Raw genomic sequence first — 15,120 nt, 5'->3', positions numbered from 1 at the left:
CAAACGCCTCGCTGCGGGCGAGCGATCAGAGGCAAGCCTCGAGCAGCGCCTGGTCGAAGCCGAACGAGCGCGCCTTTTCGAGTGTGTAGGGGCGCAGGCCCATCGAGCGGTATTCGCCAATGATCTTGCCGTCCGAGCTTTCATCGAGATACTCGAACTTGAACAGCTCCTGCGTGACGATCACTGGGCCCTCCATGCCGATCACCTCGGTGATGTTGGTGACGCGGCGGCTGCCGTCGCGCAGGCGCTTGACCTGGACGATGAGGTCGACCGAGTCGGCGATCTGGCGGCTGATCGCTTCCTTGGGGATCTTGATGTCGCCCATCATGACCATGTTCTCCATACGGCCGAGGCACTCGCGCGGGCTGTTGGAGTGGAGCGTGCACATCGAGCCGTCATGGCCGGTGTTCATCGCGGACAGGAGGTCGAAACACTCCGATCCGCGAATTTCGCCGAGGATGATGCGATCGGGGCGCATACGCAGCGCGTTCTTGACGAGGTCGCGGATGGTGATCTCGCCCTGGCCCTCGAGGTTGGGCGGACGGGTTTCGAGCGGGAGCCAGTGCGGCTGCTGGAGCCGAAGCTCGGCCGCGTCCTCGATCGTCAGCACGCGCTCGCCCGGGTCGATCATCTTCGACAGCGCGTTGAGCATCGTCGTCTTACCCGAGCCGGTGCCGCCCGAGATGACGATGTTGAAGCGGCTGGCGCCGGCGATCTTGAGGCAGGTCGCCATCTTCTGCGACATCGAGCCGAAGCCCGCCATCATGTCGAGGGTGATCGGCTTGTCGGAGAATTTACGGATCGAGATCGCGGTGCCGCGCAGTGACAGCGGCGGGACGATCACGTTGACGCGGGAGCCGTCCTTGAGGCGCGCGTCAGCGAGCGGGGTGGTCTGGTCGACGCGGCGGCCGACCGAGTTGCAGATACGCTGTGCGATCTGGAACAGATGCTCCTCGTCGCGGAACTGGATATTGGCGAGCTCGAGCTTGCCCTTGCGCTCGATGAAAGTCTGGTCGGGGCCGTTGACCATGATGTCGCTGATCGCGCTGTCGGCGAGCAGCTCCTCGAGCGGGCCGAGGCCGAGCAGCTCGTCGACCAGCACCTTTTCGAGCGCGAACTGCTCGCGGCGGTTGAGCGTCAGCTTGAGCTCGGCGAGCACCTCGCCGATGATCGGCCGGAATTCCTCGGCAAGCTCGTCCTTGTTGAGTGTCGCCGCCGCCTCGGGATCGACTCGCTCGAGCAGGCGGGGAAGCACCTGCTCCTTGATGCGGTGGATCGAGGCCTCGAAGCCTTCGCTGCGCGACGAGCTCGGCTCGCCGGTCGCGGCCTGACGGTCGGCCAGGCGCTGCATCGCGTCCGACTGGCTGTTGAGAGCCTCGGGCTTGTCCGCCTCATGCTGGCTGGCGCCGGGGAGCGGCACGTCGTGGAGCGGCGGGAACTGGTCGCCACCGAGCGGCTCGGCCTGGCGTGCGGAGGGCGCGCCGCCCTGCATCGGCCGCGCGACGCCGAAGGCCGGCCGGGCCGGTGTTGCCCCTGGTCCGCTGCGACGTCCGAATGCGCTCACGCTTGTTCCCCGATTACTCCAACACCGAGGGGATAGCGGGCAAGATTTGACAAGTTCCTAACCATCGCGCCGAAGCGGGCGGGTCAGATGAACGGCCCTTTTGCGCGTTTGCGCGCCCGCGCCGGCGGCAGCCCGCCCAGCGACCGGAACTCGCGGGTCATGTGCGCCTGATCGGCGTAGCCCGACGCGGTCGCGGTATCCGCCAGCAGCGCGTCGGGGCGCTGGACTGCGGCGACCGCGGTGCGGAAGCGCAGCAGGCGCAGGTAACTGCGCGGAGGCATGCCGGTCTCGCGCGCGCAGATTCGTTGAAGCTGGCGTTCGGACAGACCCGCAAGCCGCGCCAGGAGGGCCACCGACGCGACATGGCGGATCGCGGCCAGCGGCGGCGGGGCGAGCCCGCGAAAGGCGGCGGCGAGGCGCGGCGTCGGGTCGCCGTCGTCGGGAAACAGCGCGGCGAGGGGCGAATCGTCGTTGACTGGACGCCAGTCGTCGGCGAAGTCGCGGCAGGGCGCGCCGCCGAGCGCGTGCCAGGCCCATGGCCAGAGGCGAATGCCGGTGAAGCGGGCGTCGCCGCTGAACCGCAGCATTGCGGGGCGCAGTGCGAGACCGGTGACGAACAGTCCGGGCTGCTCGCGCCGCCAGACCGAACGACCTGAATGGCGGCGGATCAGCTCGATACAGCCATCCGGCACCGCCTGGTGATCGACCCAGCCTTCCGTGGCGACGTTGAGCGTCCACACGGCCTCCACCAGACCCTCAAGTTCCGGAGGCGGAGGCGTTTCGGCATAGTGCACGCACGGAGCTTGGCATGTCGCATCGGTTCAAGCCAGTGGGGGCAGCGGCGCCTATACGAACCCCATAGGGAGGGACATGACATGATCCGAGCTTCATTGGCCGCCTTGGCCATCGCGCTGCCTGCGGCCGCGACGTCGCCAAGCACCGGACTTCCCGAGTGGCTGGCGGGGCGGTGGTGCACCGTCGAGGGCGCGCGCGGGCAGACTTGCGAGCAATGGCTGCCGGCGGCCGGCGGAATGATGCTGGGAGTCTCGCAAACGGTGCGCGGCGGGAAGACGTCGGAATTCGAGTTCATGCGGATCGCGATGGACGGCGATACCGCGGTCTATCTCGCGCAGCCAGGCGGCAAGCCGCCGGTGGCGTTCCGCGCGGTCGCGGGCGGGGAGGGCGTGACCTTCGTCAACGCCGCGCACGATTATCCGCAGCGCATCCATTACCGGGTAAAGGGCGACGCGCTCACTGCGGAGATCTCGCTGGCGGACGGCCGCAAGCCGATGCGGTTCAACTATCGCCGCGTGCGGTAAGCCCTAAAAGACAAAGGCCGCGGGGGATTGCCCGCGGCCTCTGCGTCCGGTTAGCGAGACCGGTCAGTCGGCCTTCTCGGCCAGGACCGTGAGACCCTTCTCGTTCACCTCGGCGAATCCGCCCTCGACGCGAACGATCTCGGGCGCGTTGCCGCCCGCGGTCTTGTAGATTTCGATATTGCCGTCGCGGATGGTCGACATCAGCGGGGCATGGCCCTCGAGTACGCCGAAGTCGCCCTCGGTGCCGGGAACGACGACCATATGGACTTCCTCGGAGCGGACGAGCTTCTCGGGGGTGACGAGTTCGAAGTGCAGCGGCATATCCGGTCTTCCAATTGCCCTCTCCCGCAAGGGGGAGAGGGTTAGATGGCGTTACGCCTCGGCGGCCAGCTTCTTGGCCTTCTCGACCGCCTGGTCGATGCCGCCGACCATGTAGAAGGCGGCTTCGGGCAGGTGGTCATACTCGCCCTCGACCACCGCCTTGAACGACTTGATCGTGTCCTCGATCTGCACGAACGCGCCCGGGATGCCGGTGAACACCTCGGCGACGTGGAACGGCTGGCTGAGGAAGCGCTGAATCTTGCGCGCGCGCGAGACGATCAGCTTATCTTCCTCGCTCAGCTCGTCCATGCCGAGAATGGCGATGATGTCCTGCAGCGACTTGTACTTCTGCAGGATCGACTGCACGGCGCGGGCGGTCTCGTAATGCTCCTGGCCGACGACGCGGGGCTCGAGCACGCGCGAGGTCGAGTCGAGCGGGTCCACCGCCGGGTAGATGCCGAGCTCCGAGATCGCGCGGTTGAGCACGGTCGTCGCGTCCAAGTGGGCGAACGAGGTCGCCGGCGCTGGGTCGGTCAAGTCGTCAGCGGGGACGTACACGGCCTGAACCGAAGTGATCGAGCCCTTGTTGGTCGAGGTGATGCGCTCCTGCAGCGCGCCCATGTCGGTCGACAGGGTCGGCTGGTAGCCCACGGCCGAGGGAATGCGGCCGAGCAGCGCCGACACTTCGGCGCCCGCCTGGGTGAAGCGGAAGATGTTGTCGACGAAGAACAGCACGTCCTGGCCTTCGACGTCGCGGAAATATTCGGCGATCGTCAGGCCCGAGAGCGCGACGCGGGCGCGGGCGCCCGGCGGCTCGTTCATCTGGCCATAGACCAGCGCCACCTTCGAACCCTCGCTGATCGCGTTGCCGTCGGCATCCTTGGCGATGACGCCCGCGTCGAGGAACTCGTGATAGAGGTCGTTGCCCTCACGGGTGCGCTCGCCCACGCCCGCGAACACCGAGGTGCCGCCATGGCCCTTGGCGATGTTGTTGATCAGCTCCTGGATGAGCACGGTCTTGCCCACGCCCGCGCCGCCGAACAGGCCGATCTTGCCGCCCTTGGCATAGGGCGCGAGCAGGTCGATGACCTTGATGCCGGTGACGAGGATCGAGCTCTCGGTCGACTGGTCGACGAACAGCGGCGCCTCGGCGTGGATCGGCGCCTTGAGATCGGTCGCGACCGGGCCGCGCTCGTCGATCGGCTCGCCGATCACATTGAGGATGCGGCCGAGCGTCGCCGGGCCGACCGGGACCTGGATCTGGCTGCCGGTGTCGCGCACGGCCTGGCCGCGGGTCAGACCCTCGGTCGAGTCCATCGCGATCGTGCGGACGGTGTTCTCGCCGAGATGCTGGGCAACCTCGAGCACGAGGCGCTGGCCATTGTTCTCGGTCTCGAGCGCCGAGAGGATCGCCGGCAGCGTGCCGGTGAAGCTCACGTCGACGACCGCGCCGATAACCTGCGCGATGCGGCCCGTGCCGGTCGCGGCGACGGGCGCCGTCGCGGTGGGGGCGTCGGCCTTGGGCTTGGTCGCGCGGGGCTTGCGCGCGGGCTTCTCTGCGGTCGGGGCTGCGGTTGCCATGATCTGTTCCTTGGCTTTCTTAATTCGACGGTTTGTGCGTGAAAGTGATGGTGATGCGCTGTGCTTCGCCGGTCGCGGGCTCGCGAGTCACCGCATAGCTGGCGCCGGCGACATTGCCGGCTGCCGGCGCGGGCGTGTCGAGCGCGGCCTTGGCCACCGCCGTGCCCTCGAGCCCGGCGAAGCGGAACACATTGTTGATCGATTCGAGTGCGCGAGTCCGCGAAAGCGCGCTCTGGGCGGCATCCTCGATGCGGACATCGAACGTGATCGACGACAACTGCTTCGCATCGCCGCGGGCGGTGACGGTCAGCATATTGTCGGTGCCGGCCCTGGTGTCGGCCAGCCGGATCGGCGTGCCTTCCGAGACATGCGCCGCACCCTGCGCGGCATAGGTGCCGGGACGCAGGCTCAGCCGATCGAGGATGCCGAGCGCCTCGCTCGGCGGCTTGGTGAAGAAGGCGTCCCAGCCTTCGGTGATCGGCACGAACGCCGCGCTGTTGTTCGCCGCCGAATCACTGCCGGGCGCGTTCCCGCCGCAACCGGCGAGCGCGAGCGCTGAGGCAAGAAGGGCGGCCGTCCGGATCACAGCGCTTCGGCGCCCGAGATGATCTCGACCAGCTCGGTCGTGATCGCGGCCTGACGTGCGCGGTTATACTGGATCGACAGGCGCTTGATCAGGTCGCCCGCGTTGCGCGTGGCATTGTCCATCGCCGTCATCTTGCTGCCCTGCTCCGACGCGGCATTCTCGCGGATCGCGCGGTAGAGCTGGATCGCGACGTTGCGCGGCAGCAGGTCGGCGAGGATCGATTCCTCATCGGGCTCGTAGGTAACGGCGGCAGTCGAAGGCGATGCCTCCGCCGCGTCCTGCGCGACCGGGACGGGGATGATCTGCTGCCCGGTCGGCTCCTGCGTCAGCACCGACTTGAAGTTCGAGTAGAACAAGTGTGCGACGTCGAACTCGCCCGCCTCGAAGCGGCGGATCAGGTCGTCGGCATAGTCACGCGCATCGGCAAAGCCGAGCTTGCCGAGATCGCCTGGCTCGATCGAATGATGCATGTCCTTGGGGAACAGGCGGTTCAGCACCGCGCGGCCCTTGCGGCCGATGGTGTAGAACTTGACCGTCTTGCCCTCGGCCACCAGCTCCTGCGCGCGGCGGCGCGCGAGACGCGCGATGTTGGTGTTGAACGCGCCGGCGAGGCCCTTGTCCGAGGTCGCGACCACGAACAGGTGGACCTGGTCCTTGCCGGTGCCGGCGAGCAGCTTGTGCGAGTTCTCGCTGATGCTCACCTTGCCGGCGAGGCTGGCGACGACCGCTTCGATGCGCTGGGCATAGGGGCGTCCGGCCTCGGCCGCCTCCTGCGCGCGGCGCAGTTTGGCGGCGGCGACCATCTTCATCGCCTTGGTGATCTTCTGCGTCGACTTCACCGAGCCGATGCGGACCTTGAGTGCCTTGAGGCTGGCCATTTATCGTCCGTTTCTAGCCCCGGCCGCGGAGCGGCCGGGATGGAGATCAAGCAAAGGTCTTGGCGAACGCTTCGAGCGCGTCCTTGAGCTTGGCGCGGGTGGCGTCGCTCAGATCCTTGCTGTCGCGGATATCCTTGAGGATGCCGGCGTGCTTCGAACGCATTTCGGCGAGCATCGCCGCCTCGTAGCGCACGACGTCTTGGGTCGGGACCGAGTCGAGGAAGCCCTGCGTGCCGGCGAAGATCGACACGGTCTGCTCCTCGAACGGCAGCGGCGAGAACTGCGGCTGCTTGAGCAGCTCGGTGAGGCGCGCGCCGCGGTTGAGCAGCTTCTGAGTCGAGGCGTCGAGGTCCGAGCCGAACTGCGCGAACGCCGCCATCTCGCGATACTGGGCGAGCTCGAGCTTGATCGAGCCGGCGACCTTCTTCATCGCCTTGGTCTGCGCCGACGAACCCACGCGCGACACAGAGAGGCCGACGTTGATCGCCGGACGGATGCCCGCGAAGAACAGGTCGGTCTCGAGGAAGATCTGGCCGTCGGTGATCGAGATCACGTTGGTCGGGATGTAGGCCGACACGTCGCCCGCCTGGGTCTCGATGATCGGCAGCGCGGTGAGCGAGCCGTTGCCGTTGGCGTCGTTGAGCTTCGCCGCACGCTCCAGGAGGCGCGAGTGGAGATAGAAGACGTCGCCGGGATAGGCTTCGCGGCCCGGCGGACGGCGGAGCAGCAGCGACATCTGGCGGTAGGCGACGGCCTGCTTCGACAGGTCGTCATAGACGATCACGGCGTGCATGCCGTTGTCGCGGAAATACTCGCCCATCGCGCAGCCGGTATAGGGCGCGAGGAACTGCAGCGGGGCGGGGTCCGACGCGGTCGCGGCGACCACGATCGAATATTCCATCGCGCCATTCTCTTCGAGCGTGCGCACGAGCTGCGCGACGGTCGAGCGCTTCTGGCCGATGGCGACATAGACGCAGTAGAGCTTCTTGCTCTCGTCATCGCCGGCGTTGATGGTCTTCTGGTTGATGAAGGTGTCGATCGCGACGGCCGACTTGCCGGTCTGGCGGTCGCCGATGATCAGCTCGCGCTGGCCGCGGCCGACGGGGACGAGCGCGTCGATCGCCTTAAGGCCCGTCTGAACAGGTTCATGCACCGACTTGCGCGGGATGATGCCGGGCGCCTTGACCTCGACGCGCGAACGCTGGTCGGAGACGATCGGGCCCTTGCCGTCGATCGGGTTGCCGAGGCCGTCGACGACGCGGCCGAGCAGGCCCTTGCCGACCGGAACGTCCACGATGGTGCCGGTGCGCTTGACGACGTCGCCTTCCTTGATCTCCGAGTCCGAGCCGAAGATCACGATGCCGACATTGTCGGCTTCGAGGTTGAGCGCCATGCCCTGCACGCCGTTGGCGAACTCGACCATCTCGCCGGCCTGGACGTTGTCGAGGCCGTGGACGCGCGCGATGCCGTCACCGACGCTCAGCACCTGGCCGGTCTCGGAGACCTCTGCCTCGGTGCCAAAATTGGCGATCTGGTCCTTGATGACCTTCGAGATTTCTGCGGCGCGGATATCCATTGTCTTAGCCTTTAGCCTTTCCTGGTGATGGCGTGTTCGCCATCAGCCCTTCATTGCGTGCGCGAGGGAATTGAGACGGGTCTTGATCGAGCTGTCGATCATCTGGCTGCCGATCTTTACGACCAGGCCGCCCAGGAGCGCGGGATCGACCGACAGGTCGACATTGACGTCGCGGCCGACGCGCTGGCGCAGCTGCGCCTTGAGCTCGGTGACCTGCGAAGCCGAAAGGGGATGCGCCGAGACGATCTCAGCGGTGGTCTCACCGCGATGGCGCGCGGCGAGCGTGCGGAAGTCGCGGACGATGCCGGGCAGCGCGGCGAGGCGCCGGTTCTGCGCGAGCACGCCGAGGAAGTTGGCGGTGAGCGAATCGAGCTTCATCGCCCCGGCGGCCGCAGCGACGCCCTTGGCCGCATCGCTGCGGGCGATCAGCGGGCTGCTGGTGAGCGCGGCGAATTCGGGCGAATCGGCCAGCGCCTGCTTTATCGTGGCAAGGTTCGATTCGACCTTGTCGATCGCGCCATTCTCACGCGCCAGTTCGAACAGAGCGGTCGCATAGCGTCCACTTAGACTTGCTTGAATACCGCCGGAATTCTCCACGGACGCGTGCTTCCTCTAGGAATCTTCGAAATGGCCCCATGCGAAAAAGGGGCACGCCGACGAACCCGGCAGCCCCGCTTGGGTTGGCGGGCGCGTAGCAAAGGGGGGCGGGGGATGCAACCCGGGTGACATGCGGCTGTGCTGGGTGTTGCGATGCGGTGACTTCGATGCGACACCGTAACGGGGTTCACGATCCTTGCGGGGGGAATCATGCGGACGAAGCGGTTCGGGTGGCAGGTCGCGCTGTGCGCGGTGGGGATGGTCGCGGCCGGGCCGGCATATGCCGAGGCGGTGCGGATGACGGGCAAGTTCGCCGCGCCGCATCGCGAGGCGGCGATGCTCGACTCGCTGGGGATCGACCGGTTCAATGGCCAGGACGGGCGGCAGCTCGAGATGGCGATCGAGCGCGCGCTGTCGCAGCCCGATATCGAGGGGCGGCCGCATTTCGACCTGATTGGTGCGTTCGGCGGCGGTGCGGCGCCCGATGGCGTGCTGAGCGGCGCGGTGTCGAGCGGCGTGCAGGAGAATCGCTTCCAGCGGAAAGAGAAGCGCTGCGTCGAGCGCGAGGGCGGCAAGGACAGCGGCAAATGCCTGCGCGAGGCCGAGGTCGAGGTCAATTGCACGCGGCGCGTGGTCGATCTCAACGCCGATCTGCGGCTGACGCGAAGGGCCGACGGGCGCATCGTCTATTCCGCCGCCAAGCCGCGCCGCGACGAGGTGAGCTGGTGCCGCGGGGAGAACCCGCCGCGCACGGTGGAGGAGACGGTGCGCGGCATGGTGCTCGATGTGGCGGGCGAGGTGCGGCGCGACATCGCGCCGGTGGTCGAGACCTATAGCATCCGCTTCCGCGAGAGTACGAGCCGGTTGCCCAAGGAGCTCAACCGTCCGTTCAAGGACATCGTCAAGCAGACCCAGCGCGATCTGCGCGGGGCATGCGCGGCGTGGGAGGCGATGGACGGGCAGGCGCCGAACCACCCCTCGATCACCTTCGACCTAGGCCTGTGCGCCGAAGCAGCCGGAGACTATCGCCGCGCGCTGGACCTGTATCGCCGCGCGGCGCCGCTGATTGGGGGCGGAGCCAATGAAGCGGTCACCGGCGTCGAGCGGATCAACCGGCTGATCGCGGCGCAAGAGGATGACTCCGAACGCAAGCGGCGATAAAAGCTGATCCGGCCCTCAGCGGGAGTCGAACATGCTCACGCTTCAGCAACTGTCGGATCGCGCCGAGATTTCAGACGTTCTGGCGCGCTATTGCTTCGCGGTGGATGATCGTGACTGGGACGCTTATCGCACGATCTTCACCGCCGATGCCGTTATTGACGATGTGGTGACCGGCGGCATCCGCAGCGGGGTCGAGGACCATATCGTCTATCTGCAGCGCGCCTTGTCGCGGATCCCGCTTTCGCAGCACTCGATCTCGACGACGCTGATCACGCTCGACGGCGACCGCGCCGATGCGCGGATCGCCTGCACCTGTCCACTCGACCTCGACCTTGGCGAAGGCGAGCGGCAGGTCTTCTTCATGGGTGTGGAGTATCGCAACAAGCTGGTGCGCACGCCGGATGGGTGGCGGATTGCCGAGCTCATCGAGATACGGCCCTGGGTCCACAACATGCCCAAGGACTTCGCCTTCTAGGCCGATGCGGCGCGGGAGCGTTGATGACCGCTCCGCGCGCCGGATCATAGATTAGCCGCGGGCACCGCCGCGCTGGCCGCCATTGGCGGGGCGGGGCGCCCACTTCTTCTTGCGCGGGCCGTAGAAGCGCGGCTGGTCGCCCTGCGGACGCTCGCCGCCCTCGCGAGCTCCGAAGCTGGCGCCGAGCGTCGCGCGCTGGCCTTCGGGCCGGGCCTGACGGTCGCCCTGGGGGCGATCGCCGCGCTGCTCGCCATTGCGACGGTCGCCGCCCGCAGGATTGGCGCGGGGGCCGCGCTGGCTCTGCGAGTTGTGGCGGTGGTGCGCGTTGCGATCCTGCATGGTGCGGCCGTTGCGGCCGTTCATCTCGTCGCGGCTGATCGTCACCGGACCACGGGTCGACTTGATCCGCGCCGATTCGGCGACGAAGTCCTCGGGCAGCGCAACCGCGGTCACCTTCTGGCGCGTCAGCCGCTCGATGTCGCGCAGATAGGTCCGCTCGTCATCGGCGCAGAAGCTGAAGGCGATGCCGGTCGCGCCGGCGCGCGCGGTGCGGCCGATGCGGTGGACATATTGCTCGGGCACGTTGGGCAGCTCGAAGTTGAACACGTGGCTGACGCCCGACACGTCGATGCCGCGGGCGGCGATGTCGGTCGCGACGAGCAGCTTGACCTTGCCCGAGCGGAACTCGCCCAGCGCACGCTCGCGCTGCGGCTGGCTCTTGTTGCCGTGGATCGCGTTGGCGGCGATGCCGCTGGCGGCGAGCAGCTTCACGACGCGGTCCGCGCCATGCTTGGTGCGGGTGAAGATCAGCGCGCGATCGATGCTCTCGTCGCGCAGCTTGATCGTCAGCAGCGACTGCTTCTCGGCCTGGTTCACATGCGTGACGAACTGCTCGACGCGCTCCGCGGTGGTGGCGACCGGGGTCACCTTCACCTCGACCGGCTCATGGATGAACTGGTTGGCGAGATCGCGGATCGTCTTGGGCATGGTCGCCGAGAAGAACAAAGTCTGGCGCTTGCTCGGCAGCTCGCGGACGATGCGCTTGAGCGCATGGATGAAGCCGAGGTCCATCATCTGGTCGGCTTCGTCGAGCACGAGGATCTCGATCCCGAGCAGGATCGCGTAGCACTGGTCGATCAGGTCGACGAGGCGGCCGGGCGTCGCGACGACGATGTCGACGCCGCGCGCAAGGTCGGTCTTGTTCTTGTGGATCGAGGTGCCGCCGAACACGGTGGCGACGGTGAGGCGCGAGCCCTTGCTGTAGTCGCGGGCGCTCTGCGCGATCTGGCTGGCCAGTTCGCGGGTCGGCGCAAGGACGAGCATGCGGCAGCCGCGCGGCTGGGCGCGCTTGCCCGATGCGATCAGGCGATCGATCGAGGGCAGCATGAACGCCGCGGTCTTGCCGGTGCCGGTCTGGGCGATGCCGAGCAGGTCGCGGCCCTGGAGCAGCGACGGGATCGACTGCGCCTGGATCGGGGTCGCGGTGGTGTAGCCCTTCGCGGCAAGCGCAGCGAGGGTGGTCTCGGACAGGCCGAGGGACTTGAATTCGGTCAAAGGAATCTCTTTGCAATTACGGCCGACGCGCACGCCAAAGGCGCGCACGGAGGCGGGGTCAAAAATGACAACCCGCGTGATATGGGAAGCCGAGTAATCAACCGAGGCGGAGCCGGGGCGCTCGGGGTTAACCGATCGTCCGATCACGCTGCATGACGCCTCGCTGGGCGGGGATATGGCAGTGTTGCTGCCGGAAGTCAATGCAAGCGTGCTGCAATATTCCCTGTATAGTGTGCCGCGCGCGGCAGGGGAATGCCATGGCGACGCTTGCGGACTCCGGTATCGAAGCACGCTCGACGGGGCTGGCGCAGGCCGTCGATCGCTGGATCTATGTGTTCATGGCCGGGCTGTTCCTGGTCACGGTGCTCGCCGGGTTCATTCCCGTTTCGCTCCTGAAGATCGAAGCGGTGCGGCTGGGGCAACGGCCACCCTTCCCGATGATCCTGCATGTCCATGCCGTGCTGATGGGCTGCTGGATGCTGCTTCTGATGACGCAGACCACGCTGATGGCGACCGGCCGGCGCGGCCTGCACCAGCGGCTCGGCGTGATCGCCATGGTGCTGGCGCCGGCGCTGGTGATCGTCGGCTTCCTGCTGGTCCCTGTGGTGCGCCTGCAAGTGGCCGATGCGATCCTGAACGGTCCGCCGGAGGTCGCGGCGCAGCTCAGGCCGCGTTTCGAGCATCAGCTCAACATCATGATGGTGCAGATTCGGATCGGGGTGCTGTTCGCGGTGCTCACCGCCTGGGGGATCGCGGTGCGGCGGCGGGATTCGGGGCTGCACAAAAGGCTGATGATCCTCGGCACCGCCGCGGCGCTCCCGCCCGCGACCGACCGCATGTTCTGGCTGCCCACCAGCCTGCCGGAGAGTCCGCTGACGGTCGATCTGTGGCCGCTGCTGCTGATCGCGCCGATGTTCCTGTGGGACCTCTACCGCCTGCGGCGCGTGCACATGGCTTATGTCATCGCGCTGGGGCTGGGGCTGGCGACGACGATCCCGATGCATTTGTTGTGGGGTACGCCGGGGTGGCGGGGGACGGCACTGTGGTTGCTTGGGGTGAGCGGAGTCTGAAGTTGACGATGCAGGGCTGTCGTAAGTCAAGGTTGGGCGGCGGGGGCGGAAGTTGACACTAGGTTGACACTATCGCGATGGTTTGGCGCGGCGGCGGCCGCGGCTAAAGGCCGGGTGACGACTGGCGAAGTTGACGATGTTACGCGGAACGCGGTTCATTCTGTCACCCTTGTCGCGTTTGTCGGGAGGGTGTGTGGGTTCCCGGTTGGCCCGGGCGGATCGACAGAATCAAAGAGCGGTCGTCATGCGACCGGTCGAGGTGAGCAAATGAAATCCAACATTGCAAGTGGTGTCGGCAGGTAGGCGCCCTAACAGCGGTCGTTCGCGCATTGGTGGAGACGGCGCTCCGCGAGAGCGAGAACGGCAACGGGTGCTAATCGAGGGCGTGCCGCAGTTGCTGTTCACCACGCATTCGCAACAAGTAGCGTTGATTGTTTGGTATCGTCCATGCACCTATTTACGCTTCAGGGGCAGGGAGCATCTGAGCGCATGAAGAACATCTGGAAAGTGATCGTCTTTGTGGGATCGCCCTTGCTGGCGTTGATCGCCTTTATGGCGAACCAGTCCGCAAGCGAGATGCAATCCAACATCGCCAGCTACGCAAAAAACCCACTCGTCCACTCATTGCCCAACTGGCTCTTTGGGATCGTGCAGACTGACTGGTTTCTAGCCGTCGCGTTTTTCGCGCTTGGATGCGTCGTAACTGTGTTTGTTCGTCGTTTGCTGGAGAAGCGAGGTAGTCTGACGCCACTTGAGGCTTTGGCTACGGACGTGTCGCTTGCTGCTTACTCGCTTGACAACAGTAGCAGTGTCTTCACCAGTCCAGCGGTCATCGCCAATTTAAACGTGATAATGAATAAGCTGCGTCGGCATGGCTTTGCTACTCCGCCCGCTGACAATGGTGGCTTCGCGAGAGACAAAATCTCCTACTATCTCCATCAAGTCGCGGCATACATGAAGGAGGACGGTATCGCGTCTGCCAAGCGATCCGCACAGGCCATTGTGGACGGCTGGAACAAGTAAGCTGGCTTTAGGGAGAGCAGGGGATGGCATTGTCGGAGGAGAGTTTGGTTGCGATGCGTGTCGCGCACCTGGGGATGATCCAGGGCGTCATTACTCGCATGTCGGGTTTCAGCGCCAGCGCGAAGACCTTCCTCGTCACCATCCTCGCTGGCCTCGCTGCCATATCGCTCCAGGCGAATTCCATGCAGCTAGGCGTGATAGCGATGATCGCCGCCGTTCTGCTGTTCCTCATAGATACCTATTACATGACGCTCGAAGTGCAATTCCGCACCTTTTACGACAAGGTGATTGTGCGGCCTTTGGACGATGCAGCCGACATGGGGATCGCGCCTTCCGTTTGTGATGGCGACACCAAGAAGGCACTGACCAGCAAATCCAACTTGATGTTCTATGTGCCGGTTTTGTTCGCGTGCATCCTGTTCATCGTGTATGGTGGAATTCATGAGTGGAAAGCCGGACGACTATTTGGAGCAGATCATTCGCGCGTTGAGCAATCCGCCAGCGCCAACTCCAAGTTCGACCTCGCACCAAGACGCGTTGCGGAACCTGTTCAACCCGCCGCCGCCTCCACCAGCAGTGCCACCGGGCGGGATATTCGGGGCGTATTTGGGAAAGCAGCCGCCAGCCCTGAACCCGTTCGCAAGTAGCACGCCGTCTGCACTCGGGGGTTTGTTCGGGCTTAGGACGCCACCAACCGCACCCGCGATGTTGCCTGCACCGGCGCCTCGTATTCGGCGAGTATTCTACTCCTTCCACTACGCAGACGTGAACCGGGTCAATCAGGTTCGGCAGTCGGGCAAGATCAGGCTCATCGACAGTGAGCGGGTGAAGACCGTTCAGGACCGAAGCCTGTGGGAAAGCCGCAAGAGTTTCAACGCGGAGTATCTTCGGAAGTCGATCAGCAAGAACATCGTCGGCACAAGCGCAACCTGCGTCCTGACCGGCGAGCATACTTGGGCACGTCCGTGGTGCCGATTTGAGATTGCTCGATCGCTGCTCAACGGCAACGGCATCTTCGCCGTTCGAATCGATCACCTCTGGTGCATCGGCCAGCGCTGTTACGGGAAATGGGGACCGAACCCGCTCGACTATATTGCGGTGGGCAAAGACGCGCAGGGCCGCATCTACGTCTATGAATACATCGATGGCGGCTGGTACAAGATGGAGAGCATGTCCAAGCAGCTGATGCGGTGGCCCAAGTGGCTGGCGCCGGTTGCCAACGGGTATGTGCAGCCGCTTTCCACGGGTGCGCCGATCTACGACTATGACAGCCAGAACGGATCCCGGCTGCTGCTCTATTGGGCGAACCAAGCTGCAAAGGCAGCGGGGCGCTGAGGTGGTCCTTAGGTTACCGCACCTGACTGTCAGGAAACGGCTCTATTCAGACGAAGAATGCACTTCGACCTGGTGAGGCC

Annotated in this window: 16 protein-coding genes; 7 read left to right on the top strand and 9 right to left on the bottom strand. The window is 65.7% G+C overall.

Annotated features, from left to right (window positions below; translation table 11 throughout):
* Positions 1-25: 25 nt before the first annotated feature.
* Both OK349_RS06690 and OK349_RS06685 read right to left on the bottom strand, forming a co-directional pair.
* Positions 26-1,564 carry a TadA family conjugal transfer-associated ATPase gene (locus OK349_RS06690; protein WP_265117038.1) on the bottom strand — a complete coding sequence of 513 codons (1,539 nt, stop codon included), beginning with the start codon at positions 1,562-1,564 and terminating at the stop codon, positions 26-28.
* An 83-nt stretch (positions 1,565-1,647) separates the two neighbouring features.
* Positions 1,648-2,358 (bottom strand): AraC family transcriptional regulator, encoded by a 711-nt coding sequence (locus OK349_RS06685; protein ID WP_265117037.1) that lies wholly within the window; start codon positions 2,356-2,358, stop codon positions 1,648-1,650.
* 81 nt (positions 2,359-2,439) lie between these two features.
* Here OK349_RS06685 and OK349_RS06680 point away from each other — a divergent pair, with 81 nt between their 5' ends.
* Complete coding sequence (locus tag OK349_RS06680; protein WP_265117036.1) at positions 2,440-2,883, top strand: DUF6265 family protein; 444 nt, start codon at positions 2,440-2,442, stop codon at positions 2,881-2,883.
* A 63-nt stretch (positions 2,884-2,946) separates the two neighbouring features.
* Here the strand turns inward: OK349_RS06680 and OK349_RS06675 are convergent, their stop codons facing one another.
* The 6 genes from OK349_RS06675 to OK349_RS06650 are packed head-to-tail and all read right to left on the bottom strand — an operon-like array spanning position 2,947 to position 8,422.
* On the bottom strand, positions 2,947-3,204 hold the full coding sequence (locus OK349_RS06675) for an ATP synthase F1 subunit epsilon (RefSeq protein WP_265117035.1): 258 nt from the start codon (positions 3,202-3,204) through the stop codon (positions 2,947-2,949).
* 51 nt (positions 3,205-3,255) lie between these two features.
* Entirely contained in the window at positions 3,256-4,785 is a 1,530-nt protein-coding gene (gene atpD, locus OK349_RS06670; RefSeq protein WP_265117034.1) for a F0F1 ATP synthase subunit beta, read from the bottom strand.
* 19 nt (positions 4,786-4,804) lie between these two features.
* Complete coding sequence (locus tag OK349_RS06665; RefSeq protein ID WP_265117033.1) at positions 4,805-5,371, bottom strand: hypothetical protein; 567 nt, start codon at positions 5,369-5,371, stop codon at positions 4,805-4,807.
* On the bottom strand, positions 5,368-6,249 hold the full coding sequence (locus OK349_RS06660; protein WP_265117032.1) for a F0F1 ATP synthase subunit gamma: 882 nt from the start codon (positions 6,247-6,249) through the stop codon (positions 5,368-5,370). Before OK349_RS06660 ends, OK349_RS06665 begins: the two co-directional genes overlap by 4 nt.
* Positions 6,250-6,295: 46 nt before the next feature.
* Positions 6,296-7,825: a F0F1 ATP synthase subunit alpha gene (gene atpA, locus OK349_RS06655; protein WP_265117031.1), complete on the bottom strand. Its 1,530-nt coding sequence runs from the start codon at positions 7,823-7,825 to the stop codon at positions 6,296-6,298.
* 42 nt (positions 7,826-7,867) lie between these two features.
* Positions 7,868-8,422, bottom strand: a complete 555-nt coding sequence (locus OK349_RS06650) for a F0F1 ATP synthase subunit delta (RefSeq protein WP_265117030.1) — start codon at positions 8,420-8,422, stop codon at positions 7,868-7,870.
* Between the two features lie 210 nt (positions 8,423-8,632).
* On the opposite strand from OK349_RS06650, the gene OK349_RS06645 reads away from it, so the two are divergent.
* Both OK349_RS06645 and OK349_RS06640 read left to right on the top strand, forming a co-directional pair.
* Entirely contained in the window at positions 8,633-9,583 is a 951-nt protein-coding gene (locus OK349_RS06645; protein WP_265117029.1) for a hypothetical protein, read from the top strand.
* A gap of 31 nt (positions 9,584-9,614) precedes the next feature.
* Entirely contained in the window at positions 9,615-10,058 is a 444-nt protein-coding gene (locus OK349_RS06640; protein WP_265117028.1) for a nuclear transport factor 2 family protein, read from the top strand.
* Positions 10,059-10,109: 51 nt separating this feature from the next.
* Here OK349_RS06640 and OK349_RS06635 read toward each other — a convergent pair whose 3' ends face one another.
* Positions 10,110-11,612: a DEAD/DEAH box helicase gene (locus tag OK349_RS06635; protein ID WP_265117027.1), complete on the bottom strand. Its 1,503-nt coding sequence runs from the start codon at positions 11,610-11,612 to the stop codon at positions 10,110-10,112.
* Positions 11,613-11,869: 257 nt separating this feature from the next.
* Between OK349_RS06635 and OK349_RS06630 the strand changes: the two genes are divergently transcribed.
* The 4 genes from OK349_RS06630 (at position 11,870) to OK349_RS06615 (ending at position 15,040) form a co-directional block, all read left to right on the top strand.
* Positions 11,870-12,682 carry a hypothetical protein gene (locus OK349_RS06630; RefSeq protein ID WP_265117026.1) on the top strand — a complete coding sequence of 271 codons (813 nt, stop codon included), beginning with the start codon at positions 11,870-11,872 and terminating at the stop codon, positions 12,680-12,682.
* A gap of 489 nt (positions 12,683-13,171) precedes the next feature.
* A complete protein-coding gene (locus OK349_RS06625) occupies positions 13,172-13,705 on the top strand; it encodes a hypothetical protein (protein ID WP_265117025.1) in 534 nt (177 codons plus the stop codon).
* A 23-nt stretch (positions 13,706-13,728) separates the two neighbouring features.
* Positions 13,729-14,352 (top strand): hypothetical protein, encoded by a 624-nt coding sequence (locus OK349_RS06620; RefSeq protein ID WP_265117024.1) that lies wholly within the window; start codon positions 13,729-13,731, stop codon positions 14,350-14,352.
* A gap of 58 nt (positions 14,353-14,410) precedes the next feature.
* Positions 14,411-15,040 carry a TIR domain-containing protein gene (locus OK349_RS06615; RefSeq protein ID WP_265117023.1) on the top strand — a complete coding sequence of 210 codons (630 nt, stop codon included), beginning with the start codon at positions 14,411-14,413 and terminating at the stop codon, positions 15,038-15,040.
* The last annotated feature ends 80 nt before the right edge of the window (positions 15,041-15,120 follow it).

Origin of the sequence: Sphingomonas sp. BT-65, assembly GCF_026107375.2 — a bacterium.
In the GTDB taxonomy this organism is placed as follows: domain Bacteria; phylum Pseudomonadota; class Alphaproteobacteria; order Sphingomonadales; family Sphingomonadaceae; genus Sphingomonas.
The sequence above is the reverse complement of the archived record's forward strand: the minus strand, read 5'-3'. Positions and strand labels throughout refer to the sequence as shown.

Excerpts from the sequence above, each read along its gene's own strand:
- OK349_RS06680 (WP_265117036.1), top strand. The coding sequence starts at position 2,440 with ATGATCCGAGCTTCATTGGCCGCCTTGGCCATCGCGCTGCCTGCGGCC.
- OK349_RS06675 (WP_265117035.1), bottom strand. The coding sequence starts at position 3,204 with ATGCCGCTGCACTTCGAACTCGTCACCCCCGAGAAGCTCGTCCGCTCC.
- atpD (WP_265117034.1), bottom strand. The coding sequence starts at position 4,785 with ATGGCAACCGCAGCCCCGACCGCAGAGAAGCCCGCGCGCAAGCCCCGC.
- OK349_RS06620 (WP_265117024.1), top strand. The coding sequence starts at position 13,729 with ATGGCATTGTCGGAGGAGAGTTTGGTTGCGATGCGTGTCGCGCACCTG.
- atpA (WP_265117031.1), bottom strand. The coding sequence starts at position 7,825 with ATGGATATCCGCGCCGCAGAAATCTCGAAGGTCATCAAGGACCAGATC.
- OK349_RS06625 (WP_265117025.1), top strand. The coding sequence starts at position 13,172 with ATGAAGAACATCTGGAAAGTGATCGTCTTTGTGGGATCGCCCTTGCTG.
- OK349_RS06645 (WP_265117029.1), top strand. The coding sequence starts at position 8,633 with ATGCGGACGAAGCGGTTCGGGTGGCAGGTCGCGCTGTGCGCGGTGGGG.
- OK349_RS06615 (WP_265117023.1), top strand. The coding sequence starts at position 14,411 with ATGTTGCCTGCACCGGCGCCTCGTATTCGGCGAGTATTCTACTCCTTC.
- OK349_RS06660 (WP_265117032.1), bottom strand. The coding sequence starts at position 6,249 with ATGGCCAGCCTCAAGGCACTCAAGGTCCGCATCGGCTCGGTGAAGTCG.
- OK349_RS06630 (WP_265117026.1), top strand. The coding sequence starts at position 11,870 with ATGGCGACGCTTGCGGACTCCGGTATCGAAGCACGCTCGACGGGGCTG.
- OK349_RS06640 (WP_265117028.1), top strand. The coding sequence starts at position 9,615 with ATGCTCACGCTTCAGCAACTGTCGGATCGCGCCGAGATTTCAGACGTT.